The organism is Bacillus sp. AR13-1, from assembly GCF_008042285.1.
In the GTDB taxonomy this organism is placed as follows: domain Bacteria; phylum Bacillota; class Bacilli; order Bacillales; family Bacillaceae_G; genus Bacillus_A; species Bacillus_A mycoides.
Genome location: NZ_QNUA01000007.1, coordinates 231,807 through 253,155, shown reverse-complemented (window position 1 = coordinate 253,155; position 21,349 = coordinate 231,807). Strand labels below are relative to the sequence as shown.

Sequence of the window (21,349 nt, the reverse complement as noted above, 5' to 3'; positions counted from 1 at the left end):
ATTAGGGGATAAAAATTTTTTATAAGGCAGGTACGAAAATGAAAACAGCTATTGTTACCGATAGTACAGCATATATACCGAAGCATATTCGTGACGAACTCAATATATATATGATTCCATTAAACGTTGTGTTTGGAACGGAATCTTATCAAGAAGAGGCTGAAGTTTCAGCAAATGATTTTTATATAAAAGTACGTGAACAAGAAGAACTTCCGAAAACTTCGCAACCAGCAATTGGAAAGTTTTTAGAGTTATATGAAGGGTTATCTAAAGAATATGATGCAGTTATTAGCATTCACCTTTCCAGTGGAATTAGTGGTACATATCAAACAGCAACGGCAGCTGGACAGATGGTAGATGGTATTGATGTATATACGTACGACTCTGAAATTAGTTGTGAAGTACAAGGGTTTTACGTGCGTGAAGGGGCGAAATTAGTAAGTGAAGGGAAAGCCCCAGAAGAGATTATCGCTCGCTTTGATGAAATGAAGCAAACGATGGATGCTTATTTTGTAGTGGATGATTTACATCATTTACAACGTGGTGGAAGATTAAATAGTGCACAAGCTTTCATTGGTAGTTTGTTACAAGTAAAACCAGTATTATACTTTAGAGATAAAGTAATTATTCCATTCGAAAAAATTCGTACGCGTAAAAAAGCGTTAAAGCGTATCGTTGAAATCTTTGATGAGCAGGCAAATAAAGGTGTGCCTATGGAAGCTGTTATTATTCATGCGAATCGTGAAGAGGAAGCTAATGAATGGAAACAAGAATTAGAAGAGATATACCCTCATGTTACAATTCGTACGAGTTATTTCGGAGCTGTAATTGGGACGCATTTAGGTGAAGGTGCGCTTGGTTTAGGTTGGTATACGAAGTGATAAAGATATAAAAGCTCTCTTACTTGAAGAGGGTTTTTTTACGGGGATTTGACAAGTTAATATTTGGAAATGGTAAAATGTATGTAAAATTAAATAATGAGGAAAGTTTTATTACTTACTTTTTACAAGAAACTATATTATAATAGAAGAGAGGTGAAACATATGGAGCATAATTCTTGTTTATGTCCAAAGTTTGAGTCAGCTTTTACAATGCTTAGTAAGAAATGGACTGGCTTAATTATTAAATCTTTGCTCGAAGAGCCGAAACGTTTCAGAGAAATCGCAGATATTATACCGAATATGAGCGATCGTATGTTGTCAGAACGTTTAAAGGAATTAGAAGGCGAAGGTATTGTAGTTCGTAATGTTTATCCAGAAGTACCAGTTAGAATAGAGTACGGTGTAACTGATAAAGGGAAAGCGTTGGAAAGTGTTATGGATGAGGTCCAAAATTGGGCTGAGAAATGGATGAAGTAACGTTTCTATTTCATTCATATTGGAGTATTTTCAAAACGTAAGGGGTTCCCTTACGTTTTTTTTCAATCCTATAAAAAACGGTGTAAGGCTCTTAAAATTCTACATATATATACAAATTTAGATATACTTTGCTATAGAGATAAATGTAATATTACATTTATTTTACAAAACCGTAACATTAGCAAAAAAACTCCCGAATTATGGTATAAATTTTAATAGGTTATATACGGAAAATGAAAAAAGAAAGCGGTGTAAAAAATAAAATGAAAAAGCTAAAAATGGCATCTTGCGCATTAGTTGCAGGGTTAATGTTTTCTGGGCTAACACCAAATGTATTTGCAGAAGATAAAATTTCTGACGTGAAATCACAAATTAACACACAAAATGATACTTTACATAAACAACAACAAGAACGTGATGAATTACAAAAACAAATGAATGACTTAAACAAAACAATCCAAGGTTTGGATAAGTCTGTTCAAGAGAACGCTTCAAAACTTGATGAAACAACAAAAAAAGTTTCTGATACTGAGCAATTAATCGAAAATAAAAATAAAGATATTGCAGAACTACAAACAAAGATTGCAAAACGTGAAGAGTTATTAAGAAAACGTTTAGTTGCACTACAAGAACAGCCAAATACGAACATTGTAACAGAAGTTCTTGTAAACTCTAAAAACGTTGCAGATTTAGTTGATCGTTTAGCTTCTGTGTCTAAAATTATGGAATCTGACGAAGATATCATGAAAACACAACAAGAAGATCAAACGAACGTGAAAAAAGATGTTGAGACAGTAAAAGAAAAACAAAAAGAATTAAAAGAAGCACAAGCTCAAATTGAAACTGCTAAGAAAGAACTTGACGTTGAAAAAGAGAAAAAAGCAACAGCAGTAAACGATTTAAGTGGTAAAATGGATACAGTTGTAACTACAATGACAAGTACGGAAGGTCAATTGAAAGAGCTTGAACAACAGGCATTAAAATTACAACAAATCGCTGAAAAAGAAGCGCAAGAAAAAGCGGCACAAGAAGCTGCTGCTCAAAAACAAGCAGAGCAAGCTGCTAAAGAAGCACAAGCTCAACAAGCTGCACCAGCGCAAGCGCCTGCAGAACAAGCTGCTCCAGCAAACAATGCTGGACAAGCTCAAAAAGAAGAGCCTAAAAAAGAAGAAGCGAAAAAGCCAACTCCAACTCCAACTCCAGTTCCAGTTCCGGATACTCAAGGTGGCAGACAGGATGTTGTTGAAAAAGCTAGAGGTTTAGTGGGCCTAAAATATGTATGGGGTAGTGCGTCAATTTCAAATGGTGGTTTTGACTGCAGTGGACTAATCTCTTATGTTTACGGTTTAGGTCGTCAAGATACAAGAAGCTTATGGAGCTCTGTACAAAAAATTAGTGCATCTGAAGCGAAGCCAGGAGATCTTATCTTCTTACAAGGTACTTACAGAGAAGGCGTATCTCACGTTGGAATTTACATTGGTGGCGGTCAAATAATTCATGCTGCTGATGAGTCAACAGGTGTTACTTACGGTAGTGTAAATAGCTCTTACAACCAAAAACATTTCTTAGGTTACGGTAGATTATAGGATTTATAATTGAATAAAAAACGTGTATAAAGTCGATAGCTTACTATTTTATAAGTAGGTTATCGGCTTTTTTGAGTTTTTACGAGATAAAGAGAAGGATTTATAGTAGTGCTGGAGGTGGTTATTGATGATGTTAGCTGGTAGACAGTTATTGTTAGAAGAACTCTCTTCAGATTTGCAGGATAAATTGGATCATTTGAAAAAGCACCGAGAAGTCGTTTGTATGCAAGGTGTAATTAAGAAGTTTTCAAAATATACGTGTCAGCGCTGCGGAAATATAGAGCAGCGACTATTTGCATCATTGCTATGTAAAAGGTGCAATGAAGTATGTACGTATTGCCGGAAATGTATAACGATGGGCAGGGTAAGTGAATGTACTGTACTTGTTCGCGGGATTGCTGAAATAAGCGGAGAAAGTTATTTGAATCCGTTACAGTGGGAAGGCATTTTGTCTGACGGTCAGGAGTTAGCTGCGCAAAGTGTCGTTGACGCTGTTAAGCAGAAAGAATCATTTTTTATTTGGGCGGTGTGCGGGGCTGGAAAAACAGAAATGTTGTTTCGCGGAATTGCAGAGGCACTACAAAAGGGAGAAAGAGTTTGTATTGCAACGCCGAGAACGGACGTTGTACTTGAATTAGCACCAAGATTACAAGAAGTGTTTCCAAATATAAATGTAGCTGCTTTATACGGAGGGAGTTTAGACCGAGAAAAAGATGCGGCGTTAATCGTTGCAACTACACATCAATTGTTACGTTATTATAGGGCGTTCCATGTCATGATTGTAGATGAGATAGATGCTTTTCCGTATCATGCAGATAAGATGTTGCAGTATGCAGTAAACGAAGCGATGAAAGAGAAGGCAGCACGTATTTATTTAACTGCAACTCCAGATGAAAAGTGGAAGCGTAAGTTGCGAAGTGGTAAGCAAAAAGGGGTTATTATTTCAGGGCGATACCATCGTCATCCATTGCCAGTTCCGATATTTCGGTGGTGCGGAAATTGGAAAAAGGGTCTTATACGTAAAAAAATTCCTCGTGCTTTATTACAATGGTTAAATCTGTACTTATCGAAACGATACCCCATTTTTCTATTTGTTCCTCATGTGCGATATGTAGAAGAAATTAGTCAGTTATTAAAATCATTAAACAATCAAATTGACGGTGTGCATGCAGAAGATCCGGCGAGAAAAGAGAAGGTAGCAGCTTTCAGAAATGGAGAAATCCCTTTATTAGTTACAACGACGATTTTGGAGCGAGGAGTAACTGTTAAAAATTTACAAGTTGCAGTTCTAGGAGCTGAGGAAGAAATATTTTCAGAAAGTGCTCTCGTTCAAATTGCAGGGCGTGCTGGCAGAAGCTCTGATGAACCGCATGGAGATGTTATCTATTTTCATTATGGAAAGACAGAGGCGATGGTGCGTGCGAAAAAACATATTCAAAGTATGAATAAGAATGCTAAAGAACAAGGATTGATAGATTGATGCATTGTCTACTTTGTGATGAGTATATTTCATATGCGATTAGTTGGTACACTTTTTTTGTTAAGCTTCATAAAAAGTATATATGTGATAGATGTGAACAAAAACTTCCCTATATTATAGGAGATATTTGCAAGGAGTGTGGTCGGCCTTTAGAACTTGTACCAGCTGAATATAAAAACGGGGATATTTGTATGGACTGCATAAGGTGGACGAACGAGCAGGGGTTTCCGTCTCTCATAAATCGTTCGTTGCATGTGTATGATGAAGGGATGAAAGAAATATTAGCACAGTTTAAATTTCGAGGAGATGCTGAATTAGTGCATATTTTTCATCAGCCTTTTCGAAGTCTTTTTCAAAAAAAATTTGCGAATGTTTCAGTTGCCATTCCGGTTCCTCTTAGTGAAGAGCGAGAATACGAGCGTGGTTTTAATCAGGCGGAGTTACTAGCTTCTTGTTTGCCTATCAAAATGTTTTGTACATCATTAAGAAGAATAGAAACGGAAAAACAAAGTAAGAAGAAGCGTAAAGAAAGGATATCGGGAGTTAATCCTTTTTATTTTCAGGGAGAAGAGATGTTTCATGAGCAACACGTTTTAATCGTGGATGATGTGTATACGACAGGAATTACTGTTAGGCAAATTGGAAGCCTTTTGTATGATCGAGGAGCGAGAGAGGTTTCTTGTTTGACGCTTTGTAGAGGTTAATATGTGAATGTCGAAAGGAGTAATAAAAAGACGACAGGTCTTCTTTGACTTACAGTCTTGTCATTCGCTATAGTCAGAATATGGGGCGAATGCCCTGATTTTAAGAGTGAAGGGAATGGAATGAACATGCAAGGACGAGTAAAATGGTTCAATGCAGAAAAGGGATTTGGGTTTATTGAGCGTGAAGATGGTGACGATGTGTTTGTTCATTTTTCTGCTATTCAACAAGATGGGTATAAGTCGTTAGAAGAAGGTCAACAAGTGGAGTTTGATATTGTTGATGGAGCACGTGGGCCACAAGCGGCTAATGTTGTGAAACTGTAAAAATTAAGTTTTTGGAAAAGATAGAGCTGTATTTTTAGCAGCATTATATAGATGGCGAAAGCTCTTGCTCGTAACAAGGGCTTTTTTGTTTTAGAGGAGTTGTCAAAAAGTTGTTTCTTTTCTGTAACTAATTGTCCACAGTTACATTCGTTATTCACGATGTTAATAGGATAAAATAAAGATAGAAACGATGCATCTTTTCATTTCAACAAAAAACGATAAAAAAATCGCAATTCCACTAATTTTTTAAAAAAATTAGAAGGAGTTTTTAAGCCAATGTCGAAATTATAGTACATAGGCTTGAAAGGAGGAATTCATCTATGAAATTCAACATTCGTGGTGAAAATATTGAAGTAACTCCAGCATTAAAGGAATATGTAGAGAAAAAGCTAAGTAAATTAGAGCGTTATTTTGATACATTCCCAGAGATTAAGGTTAATTTAAAAGTATACTCTGACAAGCAACGTATCGAGGTAACAATTCCATTTACAGATTTATTACTTCGTGCAGAAGAAACAAATAGCGATATGTACGCTGCGATTGATTTAGTAGTTGATAAAATTGAGCGACAAATTCGTAAACATAAAACAAAGGTAAACCGTAAATTACGTGAGAAAGGTTCTGTGAAAACTAACTTTATCCTTCCGGAAGCAGTAGCTGTTCTGGATGCGGTAGAAGAGGATGAATTAGAACTTGTACGTACAAAACGATTCGATTTAAAACCGATGGACGTTGAAGAAGCGATCTTGCAAATGGATATGCTAGGACATAGTTTCTTCGTCTTCACAAATGCTGATACAAATGAAACTAATGTTGTATATGGCCGTAAAGATGGGAAATATGGTTTAATCGAAACTAAATAATCATTCAAAAGCGCAGCCGAAATGGCTGCGCTTTTTTTATATGTTTTAGTGGTTGTATTGAGATTTTGAGTGTGATTATCTCTACAAGTATTTCCTTGCCATGAGGATACTAATTTTGTTTAATTTAACAAAATTTTATAATTGTAAATAAAATGTTAAGTTTCCTGGAATTAAGTGATAGTGCATTTCGACCATGATATCCTAATAATGCATTATAAAGATTTAGTTTATTCCTTCAGTGAAAAAATAAAATCAATATAATGCTACAAATTATCGGAGGTGTTTTTAGTGAGTATTAAGAAAAAAAGTCGTTTTATGTTTGGATCTGTTTTATCTTTAGGTATTTTAGCTAGTACTTTTGCTTTAACCGAACCGGCTAAGGCTGATACTAAGGCTAATACAAGGGATGATCATGTGGAATTTACCTTTAGACTTTGGAATGCATATGATTATACTAAGGCACGTCCTAAAGAGAATGATACTTCTATGTATATGCGTGTGAAGAGCAGTGAGAAGGGCGGTGGTTCTTTCAACGTTTGGACAGAAGCGGATAAAAATAAAAATGCAGAAGATAGAAAATGGGTAAATGTTTCAGGTGATTCAGGTAAGCATGAAGGAGAAGTGCAACCAGGTAAAACATATCTTTTCAGAAATTATGCACATGAAAACTATGGGAAAAATGTTCCTGTTAGATTTGGTGGTTATTCTAGAGAAAATAATGCTTATCCTACTGCTTGGAGCCCTGATAGTGTAAGACCTAATGGACCTTACATCGAATATTGATTTAGAAATTATAAATTGAAATTATTTATTTTGTAGCGCTAGAAAAAGTCGTATAGTTTCTAATCTAGATTATACGACTTTTTCTGCTATTTAATTTTTAAAAATAGGAGGAGCTGTAATGAAACTTATTTCAAAATATATTTTAGTTTGTTTTTTTATATTGAGTATTAGTTTCTTAGTTTCTTGTCAAAAGAAAGTAGATGAACCTATTGTAAATATTGAAGATACTTTAACGGAAAAAGGAAATTTAAAAAGTATTCAGTTGCAAGAAATTAAGAAAAATACTATTTATGAACAAGTATTTTTTGGGAATGAAAATGGTAATGATTTCTTTCAAGGTCAAATAGATAGAAATGATATTGCAATAGAAGATAAGCTTTTAGATAAAAATTTAAAGTCAGGAGTTATACCAGAAAATTATTATGTTTTTTTAACGGGTGTTACGAATAAGAAAAAACCAACGTATCTTTTGGGACGGATTGAACAAATTGATGGAAAAGTAATTCAGTGGAAACAAGAAGTTAAGAGTGTACAAAGAAAAGATGCAAATGGTGTTTATCAGTATGATGTTTATCAGTATGAAGTTGAGTTTCCTAAATTTGAAGGAGAGAGAGCAAATGTTTCTTTTCGTTACATTTGGTTAAATAAAGAAAATAAATGTTATGGTGTTGCGGATCAATTATTCATATTAAAAAAGATTTAAATTTAATTAATGGTTTATGGAGGAGCTATAGATGAGTTACTTTTTAGGAAGGATTTTAAAAGGTAGGATGTTTTGGTTGTCTTTATTTATTATGTTAATAATTGTTATTGCTCAATATATTGCTATGTGTGTAACAACTAAAGGATTTAACGATGATGGGATTATAAAGGTATCCCCATATTTGTCTAATATTTTATATTTTACTAGATTATCGTTTTATAGTGAGTTTTATCTACTTATATTTCCTATGCTTTCTGCAATGGCTGTAGCAGGTATTTATAGAACTGATAAAAATTATGGATTTATTTATCCTGTTATTTCTAAAATGGGAACACGTCATTATTTTAAGCTACTTTATTTTATGAATTTCATTGTATCTTTTTTTATTATAAGTGTCCCTATACTATTTAATTTTTATTTATATGCAATGACTTATCCAACAGTTACTCCGCATCCAATATTAAATTATATGGCTTCTACTGTTTCACCAACAGCTCAAGTTCATATAGTTTATTATGAGTACCCTACTTTATATTTTCTAACGTATGTATTTTTAAATGGTTTATACGGTGCAGTTTTTTCAAGTTTGGCTTTATCAGTTTCGTTTTTTATAAAACGAGTTTATTTTATTTATTTAGTTCCATTTATTTTACATATTTTTTGGCTTGGTATTGGAAAAGGGATTCTCAATCCTAAAGATTATTTAATTAAAGATTTCGGCTTTTTTGAATTACAAGTTTTTCTTAGTGTACTGTTATGTATTTGGTTTTGCTCTGTAGTTCTTTATTTACGGGGGAGTAGGAAGCATGTTCTTTTATAATGTAATGAAAGAAACTATAAGGATGAAATATGTTTGGTTAAGTATTCTCTTTTTACTTAATGTCAGTATCATTGGTTGTTTGTTCAATTATTTTGAACCTGGAATTGTAAAAGAGAAAATGAATGAATTGGAAACTTTGTATAAGGTTATGTCGTTTTATAATTTATCAACTATATTTATTCCTTTAACAATCGTTTTTTCTGTATATTCTATGTCGAATTTTTTTAGTATTTATGTTGTTTATAGAGTGAATAATGCATTGAAATTAGTTTCTATATATTATTTAAAATTATTAGTTTTCGTTTATTTTTTTGCGGGGAGTATGATTTTACAGTTATTTTTGATGTCAAATATGATGGCTGTAAACAGTATTTCTGTGAATTATCCATTATTATTTTGCATTCAATTATTTGCGAATATTTTCATATGTATGATAAGTGCTTTGTTGCAATTATTTTTACCTAGTTTACTTGCAATAATATGTATGATCACTGCTGTTTTACTAGATAGATTTATATTACATGGATTTTTATTTACAAATGTTTTTTATATAAATGTGTTTGAAGATGCTACGGGTTTATTTATACGTTTATTTGGATGTTTTTCTATCTTTTTTATAAGTGTATGGATTTTATCTAAAAAAAGTTATATTTCTATGAATGATGAAACAGAGGTGATCTAGTTTACATTATGATTTTATATCATTTGTTAAAAAGAGATTTACATGTAAGGTTTAGAGATTCCATCAAGATAATGGCTTTTTTATTCTTAATTTACGCTATGATTGTATTTACTTTTTTATACAATCAGTCTCTTATTAATGGTAAAGAACCTGGATTAGTAGATGTTACCTTTTATCGATTTTTTCATGGAGTAGACTTTGTTGATTTATCTCACTTTTATAAGGAGGGGCGATTTTCTATCCCTTTTTATTGGATTTTTTTTCAAATCACTCCTTTGTTGCTTGTAGGGAATTTTGCTTTTTCAGATATTCAACAGAATGGTGTTTATTTATTTCCTCGTGTTAAAAAGAAGCATTTTCTTTGGTTAACGAAAATACTATCTTTGGTCTTTTATATAATTAGTATTTGGATTGTTATGTATTTTCTTTGGTTTACTGTTTACTATTTGCTTTCTTTTGGCGAGTATTCTTTTTTAAATTTATATAGTCAATTTTCTTATAAAATATTAGGTACTATGCTAATTCAAATAATCATAAGCTTTTTATTAGCTTTAATTTTTGAGTTTTTAACGTTTTATATACCAATAACTATTGTTTTTGTACTGATGTTGATGTACCTATTTATGTCTATTTTCTTTCATAATATTTATTTTTTAGGCTCTTTTGTTATGCCAAATCGCTGGTATTTTGTTGATCACAGTTCAATTCAATTGACTTTAGGTAATAATCAATCTATTCAATGTAATGATTTACTTTTAATAGGAGTAGTAATTGTTGTTGTAATGATTTTATTAGGTAGTTTTTGTTTTAAAAAACTAGATGTGATAGGTGAATAATTTATGGACAATTATATTAAATGTGAATGTATGATGAAAAAATTAAAAGGAAATATTGTGTTAGATAATATTAGTTTATCGATAAAAAAAGGCGAGTTTTTAGTTTTGAAGGGGCATAATGGCTCTGGTAAAACGATGATTTTACGAGCTATATCAGGGTTAATGCGTTTGAATTCTGGATTTGTTTATATAGATAATAAAATGATTGGGAAACAAAAGCAATTTCCTGATTCTATGGGAATATTGATTGAATATCCAAGTTTTATTCCAGGGTATACTGGTTTTCAGAACTTGAAATTTTTAGCATCGATTAACAATAAAATTTCTGATGAGGAAATTTATAATATTATTCAAAGGGTTGGACTTGATAAAGCAGATAAGAGAAAGTATAAAAGATACTCTTTAGGTATGAAACAACGTTTAGGGATAGCGCAAGCTTTAATGGAACGACCAAAATTATTGTTATTAGACGAGCCAACTAATGCTTTAGATAGTGATGGGATAAAAGATGTTTTAGATATTTTGGAAGTAGAAAAATCTAAGGGAACGACTATTATTGTAGCTAGTCATGATGTGCATGTTCTAAATAATGGAATAGTAGATCGTATTGTACATGTTAATAATGGAAAGTTGGTAGATTAATAGTGACAAGAAAACATGTCTTAATAATCATTGGATTGTGTGTGTTGCTATGTACATTTGCTAGTTTGTTTAGATTTAAAACATTAAATCAAAATAATGAATCTTATAAAGTGGTAAAAGATGATTTTTTATCTAATAGAACTTTTGATGATGGACAAGGAGTGAAGTTTCATGCACTTGAGCCTCTTGATCCTACAAAAGTTTATGATCCTTATGAAGACCGTGAAGTAGTGACGTATGTGTTACTTTTAAATATTACAAATACAACAAATCGGGATATTAACTTATTTAGTAATAAGTCTATTTCTAATACAATGTTTTATTCTAAAATAGGGGAGTTTTATAATTTAGTTCCTTATTCAATGGAATTACCTGAAAAATATCAGTTTGATCCTGTAATACCTGCTGGTAAAACAGTACGAGGATATATAGGGACAAATTATTTTATAGGAGATGACCCTTATAAAAATTATAAAAACTTTTCAAATGAATCAACTAAGGTGAAATTCATTTCTTTTATGAAGGATAAGAAAGGGAAATATCATGAATTAGAAATACCAATAAATTAATAACATTTATTAGTAGTATTAATTTGAAGTGTAATTGTAAAAAAAGAAAAAGTTCTATATAAAATGTATTAAGTAGAGTGTCTTTTTCTTCTTTATTGATATCTATATATTTTAAGTTTATTTTTGAGTTGCTGTGGTTGAGTATATCTTGCAATATAATGATAGATATTGTTTATAGAAATCAAAAGCTGAAGGTTTTGCGCATTGTGTGAGTATCTATGGATGCTGCACCGGCAAAATCTTTGGCTTTTGTAATTGTCGATTTGAATCTTACTAATATGTTCATTCCAGCTACTCTCTTTAAAGGGAACGGGAAAGAATATTATTTAGAATTAATATGAAATTTGGAATATGAATTTGAAATAGAGAGGTAGGGAAAAGAATTATTAATTTGTTGAAACGAATAAAATAAAAACTTTTTCTGAATCTACGGCTCGACATTTGGACGATTGTTGTCATAGTTATAAGACAAGTGTTACAATTATCATTAGGTTTATACATTTTAGTTTTTTAATTAGGAGAAAAATTGGCATAACATAAATTTGATTTTTATAACGACTGATTGTAAAGAGAAAAAGAAAGCAATCGGAAGTTTTATTTTAATAAAAGAGGAGCGTATTTCCTATGATCGGTATTTTAAAAAAGGTATTTGATGTCAACCAACGCCAAATTAAACGTATGCAGAAGACAGTGGAGCAAATTGATGCATTAGAATCATCTATTAAGCCGCTAACTGATGAACAATTAAAAGGAAAGACGATTGAATTTAAAGAACGTCTAACAAAAGGTGAGACAGTAGATGATCTACTTCCTGAAGCTTTTGCGGTTGTTCGTGAAGCAGCGAATCGTGTTCTTGGAATGCGTCCATATGGCGTACAGCTAATGGGTGGTATCGCCTTACATGAAGGAAATATCTCTGAGATGAAAACAGGTGAAGGTAAAACGTTAACATCTACTTTACCTGTATATTTAAACGCATTAACAGGAAAAGGTGTTCACGTTGTTACAGTCAATGAATACTTAGCGCAACGTGATGCGAGCGAAATGGGACAACTTCATGAGTTCCTTGGCCTAACTGTAGGGATTAACTTAAATAGTATGTCACGTGAAGAGAAACAAGCTGCTTATGCTGCTGATATTACGTATAGCACAAATAACGAGCTTGGGTTCGATTACTTACGTGACAACATGGTGTTATATAGAGAGCAGTGCGTTCAGCGTCCACTTAATTTTGCTATCATCGATGAAGTCGATTCTATTTTAGTTGATGAAGCACGTACGCCGCTTATTATTTCGGGACAAGCTCAAAAATCAGCAGAGCTATACATGTTTGCAAATGCATTCGTTCGTACATTAGAAAATGAAAAAGAATATTCATTTGATGTGAAAACGAAAAATGTAATGTTAACAGAAGATGGTATTACGAAAGCTGAGAAAGCTTTCCATATCGATAACTTATTCGATTTAAAACATGTAGCACTTCTTCACCATATTAATCAGGCGCTTCGTGCACACGTTGTTATGCACCTTGATACAGATTATGTTGTACAAGAAGGCGAAATCGTAATCGTAGACCAATTCACTGGTCGTCTCATGAAAGGTCGTCGTTATAGCGAAGGTTTACATCAAGCTATTGAAGCAAAAGAAGGCGTAGAAATTCAAAATGAAAGTATGACGCTTGCAACAATTACGTTCCAAAACTACTTCCGTATGTACGAAAAATTATCTGGTATGACTGGTACAGCGAAAACGGAAGAAGAAGAATTCCGTAGTATTTACAATATGAATGTTATCGTAATTCCAACGAATAAAGATATTATTCGTGATGATCGTGCTGATTTAATCTTCAAATCAATGGAAGGTAAATTCAATGCAGTTGTTGAGGATATTGTAAATCGTCATAAGCAAGGGCAACCTATTCTTGTTGGTACAGTTGCAATTGAAACGTCAGAGCTTATTTCAAAAATGTTAACACGTAAAGGTGTACGTCATAATATCTTAAATGCAAAAAACCATGCGCGTGAAGCAGATATCATTGCAGAAGCTGGTATGAAAGGCGCTGTAACAATTGCGACGAATATGGCTGGTCGTGGTACGGATATTAAGTTAGGCGAGGATATTAGAAACGTCGGTCTAGCAGTTATCGGTACAGAGCGTCACGAAAGCCGTCGTATTGATAATCAGTTACGTGGTCGTTCTGGTCGTCAAGGGGACCCTGGTGTAACACAGTTCTACTTATCAATGGAAGATGAACTAATGCGCCGCTTCGGTTCTGACAATATGAAAGCGATGATGGATCGTCTTGGTATGGATGATTCACAGCCAATCGAAAGTAAAATGGTTTCTCGTGCTGTAGAATCTGCACAAAAACGTGTGGAAGGAAATAACTATGATGCACGTAAGCAGCTATTGCAATACGACGATGTACTTCGTCAACAACGTGAAGTAATTTATAAACAGCGTCAAGAAGTAATGGATTCAGAGAACTTACGCAGTATTATTGAAGGTATGATGAAATCTACGATAGAACGTGCTGTTGCACTTCATACGCAAGAAGAAATCGAAGAAGATTGGAGCATTAAAGGTCTTGTCGATTACTTAAATACAAACCTTCTTGAAGAAGGAGATGTAAAAGAAGAAGAGTTACGTCGCCTTGCTCCAGAAGAAATGAGCGAATCAATTATCGCGAAATTATTAGAGCGTTATAACGAAAAAGAGAAGCTTCTACCTGAAGAGCAGACGCGTGAATTCGAAAAGGTTGTTGTATTCCGTGTTGTAGATACGAAATGGACAGATCATATCGATGCAATGGATCACCTTCGTGAAGGTATTCATTTACGTGCTTACGGACAAATCGATCCACTTCGTGAATACCAAATGGAAGGGTTCGCAATGTTCGAGTCGATGATCGCTTCTATTGAAGAGGAAATCTCTCGTTACATTATGAAAGCTGAAATTGAGCAAAACTTAGAGCGTCAAGAAGTTGTTCAAGGTGAAGCTGTTCATCCATCAAGCGATGGCGAAGACGCGAAGAAAAAACCGGTTGTAAAAGGTGACCAAATGGGACGCAACGATTTATGTAAATGTGGTAGTGGCAAGAAATATAAAAACTGTTGTGGCATTGGGCAGTAATAAGAAACTGTAGTTTAGACTGCTTTGCAAATTTTTACATCAAAAATGTATAATGAAAAGGATTAAACTCTCTCCGTAATAAGCGGAGAGAGTTTCCCTTGTTTTCATATGAAAGTAACAGCAATTACATAGAGGTGAAGGAAATGGAATTAGTAGAAATTAGGCAAGAATTAGAAAAAATGGCTAAGAGATTAGCGGCTTTTAGGGGGTCTCTTTGACCTTCCTGCTAAGGAAAAACAAATTGCAGAATTAGAAGAAACGATGATGGGCGCAGGATTTTGGGATGACCAACAAGGCGCACAAGCTGTAATTAATGAAGCGAATGCGCTGAAAGATATGGTTGGAAGATTCCGTCAGTTAGATGAGACGTTCGAAAACTTAGAAATGACGCATGACTTACTTAAAGAAGAGTATGATGAAGATTTACATGAGGAACTAGAATCTGAAGTGAAAACTTTAATTCAAGAAATGAATGAGTACGAGCTGCAGTTACTATTAAGCGATCCTTATGATAAAAATAACGCTATTTTAGAATTACACCCAGGTGCAGGTGGAACAGAGTCACAAGACTGGGGTTCTATGTTATTACGTATGTACACGCGCTGGGCTGAAAAACGTAGGTTTAAAGTAGAAACGGTTGACTACTTACCGGGCGATGAAGCTGGTATTAAGAGTGTTACATTATTAATTAAAGGTCATAACGCTTACGGTTACTTGAAAGCGGAGAAAGGTGTACATCGTCTTGTACGTATTTCACCGTTCGATTCTTCAGGTCGTCGTCATACATCGTTCGTATCTTGTGAAGTTGTACCTGAATTCAATGATGAAGTTGAAATTGAAGTGCGTACAGAAGATTTGAAAATAGATACGTATCGTGCAAGTGGTGCAGGTGGACAGCACGTTAATACGACAGATTCAGCAGTTCGTATAACTCATCTACCGACAAACACGGTTGTAACATGTCAGTCAGAGCGTTCTCAAATTAAAAACCGTGAGCATGCGATGAAAATGCTAAAAGCGAAATTATATCAAAAGAAATTAGAAGAACAACAAGCACAATTAGATGAGATTCGCGGAGAGCAAAAAGAAATTGGATGGGGCAGCCAAATCCGTTCTTACGTATTCCACCCGTATTCTCTTGTGAAAGACCATCGTACAAATACAGAAGTTGGTAACGTACAAGCAGTTATGGATGGAGAAATTAATCCGTTTATTGATGCGTATTTACGTTCTCGTATTTAATAAGAGAAAAAGCCAACAGAATTGTTGGCACATGCTGAGGTCCAAGAGGATATAAAGAGGCTTATCTTATTTATATTGATGAAATAAAGAGGAAGAGAAGTTGGAAACGACAACTTCTCTTTTTGATGAGATTATATGTAGAATACAATGCCGTATATTGTTTTGTAAAAGGTAAATAGTAAAACAAAGTGGTAATAGAGTAGGACTTTATATAGAATTTCTCAGTTTTGATTGGAGAAAAAGGCTCTTTATAGAACTTTCTAAGGTGTTCACAGAATTGAAACAATTTATGAAAGCTTATTTTATTAGGCTTCTCACTATATTTGTGAAAAATATGAAATACACCTTAGTTTTTCTATATAAAGATAATGCTTATAATGAATATTGAATGTGTTATGAAAACTATTGCCTAGTTATGAATGAAAAGAATATCAACAATGGGGAGCGATAGAAGTGAAAAAGAAATTGTTGGCTATTACGCTGGGGACGTCAGTCGTTTTTGCTTTAGGAGCATGTGGAAATAAAGAAGAGAGTAAACCATCAAAACAATCTGCAAGCACAGATAGCGCAGAGCAAATTTTCCAAAAAAGTTGTATAGGTTGTCACGCTAAAGATTTATCAGGAGCAACTGGACCAGATTTACGAAAAGTAGGACAGAAATATGACGCAGCAGAGATTGAAAAGATTATTGAAAAAGGCCGCGGTTCAATGTCACCAGGAATTATTCAAGGTGAAGATGCGAAAAAAGTAGCTGAATGGTTAGCGGAGCATAAATAAGAAACGTAATTAATAAACGAGCTGATTGTATAACTTGACCGAAAAGTGCTTCGAGTTAAGTAATTACATGAGCTCGTTTACCTTTTATTAGGATGTAACATAACTGTAACAAAATTGTATCCGAATTGGAAACCGATTGATGTTACAATGGGGTTTGTAGAATTTTGATGAAATATATTACATAGAGTAGCATTGCTAATAAAAAGTATGTATGGAAGCTACCTTCAACAAGAATGGTCGAATGAAAATAAAGGTTTTTCTTTTATTTTCAAATGTACAGAAAAGTATTTCTAAAAAAATCATTAAGTATTGGGTGATAAATAATGATAAAAATGACGAATGTTTATAAGGAGTACCCAAATGGTATGAAAGCCATTGCTGGTCTCACAGTTAACATTAAACAAGGTGAATTCGTATACGTAGTTGGACCGAGTGGAGCCGGAAAATCTACATTTATTAAAATGATGTATCGTGAAGAGAAGCCATCTACAGGATCAATTAATGTAAATGGACTTGTAATTGAAACATTAGCAGAAAGAGATGTTCCATATTTCCGTCGTCAATTAGGCGTGATTTTCCAAGATTTTAAATTGCTACCTAAATTAACGGTATATGAGAATGTTGCGTTTGCTTTAGAAGTAATTGAAGAAGAGAAGGAAGCGATTCGTGAGCGCGTTACAGAAGTGTTAGGTCTTGTTGGTCTTGAAGAGCGTGCCGATGCACTTCCAAATGAGCTTTCGGGCGGAGAGCAACAACGTGTGGCGATTGCAAGAGCGATTGTAAATAAGCCAAAGGTTGTAATTGCCGATGAGCCAACAGGTAACTTAGATATTGAAACAGCTCTTGATATTATGAAGATTTTTAAACGTATTAATGAGCGTGGTACAACGATTGTTATGGCGACACATAACGCAGATATCGTAAATACAATTCGTCATCGTGTAATTGCAATTGAAGGCGGAAAAATTGTTCGAGACGAGATTGAGGGAGGATACGGATATGAAGGCTAAAACCCTTAGTCGACATTTGCGAGAAGGTGTGAAAAATCTATCCCGTAACGGATGGATGACATTTGCTTCTGTAAGTGCAGTAACAGTTACATTATTACTTGTAGGTGTCTTTTTGACAGCGATTATGAATATGAACCATTTTGCGACGAAAGTAGAGCAAGATGTAGAAATTCGTGTGCATGTTGATCCAGCAGCAAAAGAAGCTGATCAAAAGAAATTAGAAGAAGATATGAGTAAAATTGCGAAAGTAGATTCTATTAAATATTCTTCTAAAGAAGAAGAGTTGAAACGTTTAATTAAAAGCTTAGGCGATAGTGGAAAAACGTTCGAGTTATTTGAGCAAGATAACCCACTGAAAAACGTATTTGTTGTAAAGGCGAAAGAACCAACAGATACGGCAACAATTGCGAAAAAGATTGAGAAAATGCAGTTTGTAAGTAATGTTCAATACGGTAAAGGTCAAGTTGAAAAATTATTTGATACTGTAAAAACTGGTCGTAACATCGGGATTGCGTTAATTGCGGGTCTTCTATTCACAGCGATGTTCTTAATCTCTAACACAATTAAAATTACAATTTATGCTCGTAGTACTGAAATTGAAATTATGAAACTTGTTGGTGCAACAAACTGGTTTATTCGTTGGCCGTTCTTGTTAGAGGGATTATTCCTAGGAGTATTAGGATCAATTATTCCAATTGGCCTAATTTTAGTTATGTATAATTCATTGCAAGGTGTGTTTAATGAAAAACTTGGCGGAACAATTTTCGAGCTTCTACCATACAACCCATTCGTATTCCAATTAGCTGGTTTATTAATGTTAATCGGTGCATTAATCGGTATGTGGGGAAGTGTAATGTCAATTCGTCGCTTCTTAAAAGTATAAAAAGTTGCAAACATAATTCGTACAAGCTTATCATATAGTAGAAATAGGTAAAGGCATCACACATCGTGTGATGCCTTTTGCTACACCACCTGTGTGTTCTGGAAAGGGGAATTCCGCATTGAAACGTAGAGTTGCAATTATTGGAATGGTTGTTGCATTTTTAATTGGTGCTGGCGGGATGTTTGGTGGTATGTACTGGTTTGGGATAAACCCAGCGTATGTAACGCAAACAGTATCGAATGGTAATGCTGGCACAGCGCAAGGGAATTTGGTAAAGATTAATGAGGCGTATGCACTAATTGATTCACGTTATGTGGAAGACGTGAAAGACGACAAATTAGTCGAAGGTGCGATACAGGGAATGTTGTCTACGCTGAAGGACCCTTATTCCACGTATATGGATAAAGAAACGGCAAAACAGTTTAGTCAGTCATTGGATCCTGAACTTGAAGGGATTGGAGCTGAAGTGAACAAGACGGACGGTAAGCTTATTATCGTATCGCCAATTAAAGGTTCACCAGCAGAAAAGATAGGAATTAAACCGAATGACCAAATTTTATCTGTAGATGGAAATAGTGTGAAAGATTTATCACGTGAAGAAGCAGTATTAAAAATTCGTGGTAAAAAAGGAACGACTGTTGCAATTGAAATTAAGCGCGCAGGAGTGGCTGATCCGATAGAATTTAAAATTAAGCGTGAAAAGATTCCGATTTTTACTGTATTTAGTTCCGTAAAGCAAGATAGCGGAAAAGATATCGGTTATATGCAAATTACTTCTTTCGCTGAAAATACTGCGAAAGAATTTAAGGATCAGTTAAAAGAGCTAGAGAAGAAAAACATAAAGGGCTTAGTTATTGACGTGCGTGGTAATCCTGGCGGTTATTTAAATAGTGTAGAAGATATACTAGGAGACATCATGACAGATAAAAAGCCAATGCTACAAGTAGAACAGCGAAATGGTGAGAAGAAGAAATTCTCTACGGAACTGAAAGAGAGAAAGTCATATCCAATTTCAGTATTAATTGATAACGGAAGTGCTTCTGCTTCAGAGATTTTAGCTGGTGCGCTAAAAGAAGGAGAAGGATACGATTTAATTGGTGAAAAAACGTTTGGTAAAGGTACTGTTCAACAGGCTGTTCCATTTAAAGATGGCAGCAACATTAAATTAACAATGTTTAAATGGTTAACACCAGATGGCAATTGGATTCATAAAAAAGGAATCGCGCCAACTGTAGAAGTGAAGCAACCAGATTATTATCATGCGACACCAATTCAAATTGAAAAGACACTTTCATACAATTCAAATGATGTACAAGTAAAACACGCGCAAGAAATGCTTAAGAGCTTAGGATATGTACCAGGACGTGAAGATGGATACTTTAGCAAAGAGACAGAATCAGCACTAAAAGCATTCCAAAATGCGAATGAGATGGAAGCAACAGGACAACTTGATAAAAAGACAGCTGAAGCGATTCAAACTAAAATCATTGAAAAAATCCGTTCTGGAGAAAATGATTTACAATTACAGACGGCATTGAAATTAATAGCGAAATAAGAAAGAATACAGGCACTTTGATGCCTGTATTTTTTTATGTGTTAAATATGATAAGATAAAAAGAAAGAATGATATAAATGGTGGTGAATGAATTCGTGGAGGCATGGCTTTTTGAAATACTACGAGCAGTTGGACGTTTTTTCTTACACCCTGCTGTCTATGTATTTTTAATTAGTAGTATCTTCGTTGGATACTTACGTATATTACGAGAACGAAAAGATTTTTCTTTTAAAGTATATGATATTTGGTTTGAACTACGAACAACTCTATTTGCAGGTATTGGGTACGGATTAATCGTATCTATTATTACGATTGGGCTTGGGCTTGTTGTTTCAAAAGCGAGTTTATGGGCAATTTTACTTTGGACGTTATTATTCGGATTAACTGCTATGTATCGATATTTATCTGTAGCTTATACTTTCGGAATCGCGATTGCACTCGTGTTGTTATCGTCTAAGATGCCAGTTTCCTTCTTACAGCTTGGAGAAGGTGAAGAGGGTACGATTGTATCCCTTGCTATTTTACTAGGCGTTATGCTCGTTGTAGAGGGTTTATTAATCTCTAAAAATGCAGTTCGTTATTCTACGCCGAAAATTAACAAAGGTAAGCGTGGGCTACGAATTGGACTACATGAATCCAATCGTTTATGGCTTGTACCAGTATTTATTCTTATACCAGGAGACGCGGTGACAGGATTTATTTCTTGGTGGCCTGTCGTTTCAATAGGTTCGACTACATACTCTTTATTCCTCGTTCCATTTTTAATTGGATTTATGAGAAAGGTTAGAAGTTATGAGCCGACGGAAGCTTTATTATTTACAGGAAGACGTGTCTATGGTTTAGCGGGGCTCGTACTCGTTTTAGGTATCGCAAGTTACTGGTGGCACGTATTCGCAATTATCGCGATGGGAGTCGCAATGCTTGGGCGCTTTACAATCTCGATGCAAGAGAAAATTGCAGACGAGAAAAGACCAGCATACTTTGCAGCACGTAATGATGGACTTGTTGTGTTAGATACAATTCCTAATACAATTGGGGCAGAGATGAATTTAAAGCCTGGAGAAGTTATTACGAAAGTAAATGGAATCATTCCAAGAAGTACCGAAGAGTTTTATGACGCGCTTCAAACGAAGACGACAGGAGCGTTTTGTAAATTAGAAGTAGTAGATACAAATGGTGAGCTTCGTCTTGCTCAAACGGCATTATACGCCGGGGGACATCATGAATTAGGTGTTGTATTTGTTCAGCAAGAGCACGAGTGGGATTCGGAAGCTATATAAAATAAAATGGAAACCTTCATCAAATATAGATGAAGGTTTTTTTAGTTTCATAGACGGATAACTTGAATAATTATTTGATAATGGTTATCATTTAGAGAGTCTTTTAATTTGGAAAAGGGA

21 protein-coding genes and 2 pseudogenes are annotated in these 21,349 nt (G+C 34.3%); 22 read left to right on the top strand and 1 reads right to left on the bottom strand.

Annotated elements, in window-relative coordinates; genetic code table 11:
* Window positions 1–38: 38 nt before the first annotated feature.
* The 14 genes and pseudogenes from DN408_RS05750 to DN408_RS05685 all read left to right on the top strand — a co-directional run bounded on the left by DN408_RS05750 (window position 39) and on the right by DN408_RS05685 (window position 11,350).
* Window positions 39–881 (top strand): DegV family protein, encoded by an 843-nt coding sequence (locus DN408_RS05750; RefSeq protein ID WP_098167536.1) that lies wholly within the window; start codon window positions 39–41, stop codon window positions 879–881.
* 162 nt (window positions 882–1,043) lie between these two features.
* Window positions 1,044–1,358, top strand: a complete 315-nt coding sequence (locus DN408_RS05745; RefSeq protein WP_002089608.1) for a winged helix-turn-helix transcriptional regulator — start codon at window positions 1,044–1,046, stop codon at window positions 1,356–1,358.
* Window positions 1,359–1,491: 133 nt separating this feature from the next.
* Window positions 1,492–2,944: pseudogene (locus DN408_RS05740) on the top strand (C40 family peptidase).
* 130 nt (window positions 2,945–3,074) lie between these two features.
* Window positions 3,075–4,424, top strand: a complete 1,350-nt coding sequence (comFA, locus tag DN408_RS05735) for an ATP-dependent helicase ComFA (RefSeq protein ID WP_147739994.1) — start codon at window positions 3,075–3,077, stop codon at window positions 4,422–4,424.
* Window positions 4,424–5,128 carry a ComF family protein gene (locus DN408_RS05730; protein ID WP_147739993.1) on the top strand — a complete coding sequence of 235 codons (705 nt, stop codon included), beginning with the start codon at window positions 4,424–4,426 and terminating at the stop codon, window positions 5,126–5,128. Before comFA ends, DN408_RS05730 begins: the two co-directional genes overlap by 1 nt.
* Window positions 5,129–5,254: 126 nt before the next feature.
* The gene (cspC, locus tag DN408_RS05725; RefSeq protein WP_001990088.1) at window positions 5,255–5,452 is read left to right on the top strand and encodes a cold shock protein CspC; all 198 of its coding nucleotides are present in this window, start codon (window positions 5,255–5,257) and stop codon (window positions 5,450–5,452) included.
* Between the two features lie 320 nt (window positions 5,453–5,772).
* Window positions 5,773–6,315 carry a ribosome hibernation-promoting factor, HPF/YfiA family gene (hpf, locus tag DN408_RS05720; RefSeq protein WP_002034758.1) on the top strand — a complete coding sequence of 181 codons (543 nt, stop codon included), beginning with the start codon at window positions 5,773–5,775 and terminating at the stop codon, window positions 6,313–6,315.
* Window positions 6,316–6,603: 288 nt separating this feature from the next.
* A complete protein-coding gene (locus DN408_RS05715) occupies window positions 6,604–7,098 on the top strand; it encodes a hypothetical protein (protein WP_147739992.1) in 495 nt (164 codons plus the stop codon).
* 118 nt (window positions 7,099–7,216) lie between these two features.
* Entirely contained in the window at window positions 7,217–7,801 is a 585-nt protein-coding gene (locus tag DN408_RS05710) for a hypothetical protein (protein ID WP_002068272.1), read from the top strand.
* A 31-nt stretch (window positions 7,802–7,832) separates the two neighbouring features.
* The gene (locus DN408_RS05705) at window positions 7,833–8,621 is read left to right on the top strand and encodes a hypothetical protein (RefSeq protein WP_147739991.1); all 789 of its coding nucleotides are present in this window, start codon (window positions 7,833–7,835) and stop codon (window positions 8,619–8,621) included.
* Window positions 8,608–9,303 (top strand): hypothetical protein, encoded by a 696-nt coding sequence (locus tag DN408_RS05700; RefSeq protein ID WP_002129924.1) that lies wholly within the window; start codon window positions 8,608–8,610, stop codon window positions 9,301–9,303. Before DN408_RS05705 ends, DN408_RS05700 begins: the two co-directional genes overlap by 14 nt.
* Window positions 9,304–9,374: 71 nt before the next feature.
* Entirely contained in the window at window positions 9,375–10,139 is a 765-nt protein-coding gene (locus DN408_RS05695) for a hypothetical protein (RefSeq protein ID WP_002129923.1), read from the top strand.
* A 3-nt stretch (window positions 10,140–10,142) separates the two neighbouring features.
* Entirely contained in the window at window positions 10,143–10,781 is a 639-nt protein-coding gene (locus DN408_RS05690) for an ATP-binding cassette domain-containing protein (RefSeq protein WP_002129921.1), read from the top strand.
* A 41-nt stretch (window positions 10,782–10,822) separates the two neighbouring features.
* Complete coding sequence (locus DN408_RS05685) at window positions 10,823–11,350, top strand: hypothetical protein (RefSeq protein WP_147740024.1); 528 nt, start codon at window positions 10,823–10,825, stop codon at window positions 11,348–11,350.
* 55 nt (window positions 11,351–11,405) lie between these two features.
* Here DN408_RS05685 and DN408_RS31910 read toward each other — a convergent pair.
* Window positions 11,406–11,606 (bottom strand): annotated as a pseudogene (locus DN408_RS31910) (tyrosine-type recombinase/integrase); the annotation flags it as partial.
* On the opposite strand from DN408_RS31910, the gene DN408_RS31905 reads away from it, so the two are divergent.
* From DN408_RS31905 to DN408_RS05640, 8 genes are all read left to right on the top strand, one after another.
* Entirely contained in the window at window positions 11,569–11,691 is a 123-nt protein-coding gene (locus tag DN408_RS31905) for a hypothetical protein (RefSeq protein ID WP_002167387.1), read from the top strand. The pseudogene DN408_RS31910 and the gene DN408_RS31905 sit on opposite strands and share 38 nt — an antisense overlap.
* A gap of 283 nt (window positions 11,692–11,974) precedes the next feature.
* On the top strand, window positions 11,975–14,482 hold the full coding sequence (gene secA / locus DN408_RS05675; RefSeq protein ID WP_147739990.1) for a preprotein translocase subunit SecA: 2,508 nt from the start codon (window positions 11,975–11,977) through the stop codon (window positions 14,480–14,482).
* 143 nt (window positions 14,483–14,625) lie between these two features.
* Window positions 14,626–15,724 (top strand): peptide chain release factor 2 gene (gene prfB, locus DN408_RS05670; protein WP_098632007.1). Its coding sequence is split into 2 segments (ribosomal slippage): window positions 14,626–14,697 and window positions 14,699–15,724, totalling 1,098 coding nucleotides; the frame shifts between segments, so codons are not numbered across the junction.
* Between the two features lie 453 nt (window positions 15,725–16,177).
* Complete coding sequence (gene cccB, locus DN408_RS05660) at window positions 16,178–16,501, top strand: cytochrome c551 (protein ID WP_002124013.1); 324 nt, start codon at window positions 16,178–16,180, stop codon at window positions 16,499–16,501.
* A 323-nt stretch (window positions 16,502–16,824) separates the two neighbouring features.
* Window positions 16,825–17,511: a cell division ATP-binding protein FtsE gene (ftsE, locus tag DN408_RS05655; protein ID WP_003192357.1), complete on the top strand. Its 687-nt coding sequence runs from the start codon at window positions 16,825–16,827 to the stop codon at window positions 17,509–17,511.
* Complete coding sequence (gene ftsX, locus DN408_RS05650) at window positions 17,501–18,394, top strand: permease-like cell division protein FtsX (protein ID WP_002089596.1); 894 nt, start codon at window positions 17,501–17,503, stop codon at window positions 18,392–18,394. The genes ftsE and ftsX overlap by 11 nt, the downstream gene beginning before the upstream one ends.
* Window positions 18,395–18,512: 118 nt before the next feature.
* Complete coding sequence (locus DN408_RS05645; protein WP_012261984.1) at window positions 18,513–19,949, top strand: S41 family peptidase; 1,437 nt, start codon at window positions 18,513–18,515, stop codon at window positions 19,947–19,949.
* A 95-nt stretch (window positions 19,950–20,044) separates the two neighbouring features.
* Window positions 20,045–21,229 carry a PDZ domain-containing protein gene (locus DN408_RS05640; RefSeq protein WP_016121049.1) on the top strand — a complete coding sequence of 395 codons (1,185 nt, stop codon included), beginning with the start codon at window positions 20,045–20,047 and terminating at the stop codon, window positions 21,227–21,229.
* Window positions 21,230–21,349: the final 120 nt, after the last annotated feature.